2 protein-coding genes are annotated in these 2,412 nt (G+C 55.5%); one reads left to right on the top strand and one right to left on the bottom strand.

Translation table 11 applies throughout. The features are described 5' to 3' along the window. The first annotated feature begins 601 nt into the window (after window positions 1–601). The gene (locus FXV83_RS42055) at window positions 602–1,840 is read left to right on the top strand and encodes a cytochrome P450 (RefSeq protein ID WP_148745860.1); all 1,239 of its coding nucleotides are present in this window, start codon (window positions 602–604) and stop codon (window positions 1,838–1,840) included. A 368-nt stretch (window positions 1,841–2,208) separates the two neighbouring features. On the opposite strand, the gene FXV83_RS42050 is transcribed toward FXV83_RS42055, so the two are convergent. After that, on the bottom strand, window positions 2,209–2,412 hold a 204-nt coding region (locus FXV83_RS42050), incomplete at its 5' end, for a plasmid pRiA4b ORF-3 family protein (RefSeq protein WP_148745859.1).

The following is a 2,412-nucleotide window of genomic DNA, read 5'->3' as shown; positions in this document are numbered from 1 at the left end:
TTCCAGCGCATGGAAGCTACTCTAATGCCAGCACCTCAGGTTAGTTTACCCTTCGTCCAGCTCGCGCACCACCGCCGGTGCGGTCTCGTGCTCCTGTTTCTCCTCCTCCTGTTAATTTATTGTACGAAAGCCCGCATCGCAGGCAGAAGGAAAAACGAGTCCATGGCGGACCGCGATCTCTTCTTAGTCCCTACTGTGATAAGGGTTCCATCTGCTCCCGCAATGTAAGTAGTCGAGTGGCAACGGGGCGTACCTGCCCGAGAAAATGAGGATAAGCGGCTGGGTGCCATCGCGAGTACTTGCGTCTGTTACCACAAAAGCGAGTTCGCGCGCCTCCCAATCCTGATAGGGGAGCTTCGCTCGTGTTTCCGTTATTCTAGATGGACAGGGGCCGAGCCAAATTCCCCCTCACTTCGCCCGTAAGATGATTTCGGAGTTCTGACGATTGTGCGAGCTCTCGCGAGCCCGAGCCATGGACATGCGTCACACATTCTTACTGTACGACCCAAGCTCGTTGTTTTTCGACTGAGCTTGCATGCGAACTCTAAACAGCGCACCCTGCCGAGCAACCAAAATTGCACCCAATGTCCGCGAGACAATCATGACAGCCTTATCGGCAGAGAACGCTTGCGAGAAGGCTGATATCCCGCTGACCCGCCTTGATGTAAGCGAGCCTAAGCGCTTTCAGGATGATACCGTTTGGCCTTGTTTCGAGCGGCTGCGAAGGGAAGATCCCGTCCATTATTGCGAAGACAGCCCATACGGTCCATATTGGTCGATAACAAAGTATCGCGACATCATAGCCGTGGACTCAAATCACACAGTATTCTCGTCAGAGCGAAGCGTCACAATTGTCGACCCGCCGGAGAAGTACTGGACACCCAGTTTTATTAAGATGAGTCCTCCTGTCCATGCTCAACAGCGTAAGACTGTCAGTCCGATAACGGCATCGGAGAACCTGGCGAAGCTTGAAGGCTTGATCCGCTCGCGGGTTCAGAAGATCTTGGACGGTTTGCCGCGCAATGATACCTTCAACTGGGTCGACAGAGTCTCGATCGAGTTGACGACTCAAATGCTGGCCACGCTGTTCGATTTTCCATTTCAGGATCGACGGCTGCTGACCTACTGGTCGGACGTAGCCGCCTTGACCCCACAAATGGGCCACCAGATCGACAGCTGGGAAAAGCGAAAGGTGGTGCTGTCCGAGTGCCTGGACTATTTCACACGGCTTTGGAGCGAACGGGTGAATTCCGAGCCGCGGGCTGACCTGATCTCGATGATGGCGCATTCACCGGCGACCCGAAACATGGAGCCACGCGAGTTCCTGGGTAACCTCCTTTTGCTGATTGTTGGAGGTAACGATACTACGCGCAACTCAATTACCGGTGGCGTCTTGTTCATCAGTCAAAATCCGTCCGAACTGCGAAAACTCCGCGATGATGCTTCGCTAGTGCCCGGGGCGGTATCCGAGATTATACGATACCAAACGCCTATCGCGCACATGCGACGGACCGCTGTGGACGATTTCACGATAGGCCACAAGCAAATCAGGCGAGGCGATAAAGTTGTGATGTGGTATATCTCTGGCAACCGAGACGAGGAGGTCATTGCGAACCCCAACAGCTTCATCATTGATCGAGGAAATGTAGGACAACATCTCTCTTTTGGATTTGGGATTCATCGTTGCGTGGGTAGGCATCTTGCAGAGCTGCAGCTGAAAATCCTGTGGGAGGAGATGCTGAACCGATCGCTGGAGGTAAAGGTGGTCGGCGAACCGGAGCGAGTTGAATCTAATTTTGTGCACGGTTATTCCGTACTGCCGGTGCAGATTCCAGGTTAGTCTCGGTTGCGAGCGACATTCAACACTGGTCGTGCAGAACCGGCGGTTCGGACCACGGCTTGTGGAGACCAGTCGTCCGGGTAAGTTCACCGGCGTTGCGTTACGGGCTTGTGGTTCTTTCGAAGATTGCGGACAGGGCCACAGCGTCGTTATCCCGTCGAGGACCTTGGCGGGCCGTTGCGATATTCATCACGCCGCCGATTGTCGCATCGTTGTTACCGGAGAGCTTGATGTGCGGCTCGCGTAACACCCCTCCAGCTCGACGGTCCAGAGAGTGGCTACCCTGGCGCACGCGGAGGCATTCCGGGCGAACCATCCCCCCGTCCACCAGTCGTCCAGCGCGAAGCCGGGCGGGGGCGCTCCAAGACCTAAGTTCGCAACTGCAGCAGCGCCGTTAAGTCCCGACACGCGGCGGTCTCGAGCAGGAGGGGAAGTCCCTCTGTCGTCGTGTTGTCGAACCATTTTTCAAGCTTGATCACATGATCCCAGCTGTCGCCGAAGTCATAGAGATAACGGATCGTCTTGGCGCCGGTCTCCTGAACGATATTGGAGAGCCGCGTCTTGCGGGCATC

This window comes from Bradyrhizobium hipponense, from assembly GCF_008123965.1.
Classification (GTDB): Bacteria; Pseudomonadota; Alphaproteobacteria; order Rhizobiales; family Xanthobacteraceae; genus Bradyrhizobium; species Bradyrhizobium hipponense.
Note: the sequence above shows the minus strand (reverse complement) of the source record. Positions and strands in the feature narration are given on the sequence as shown.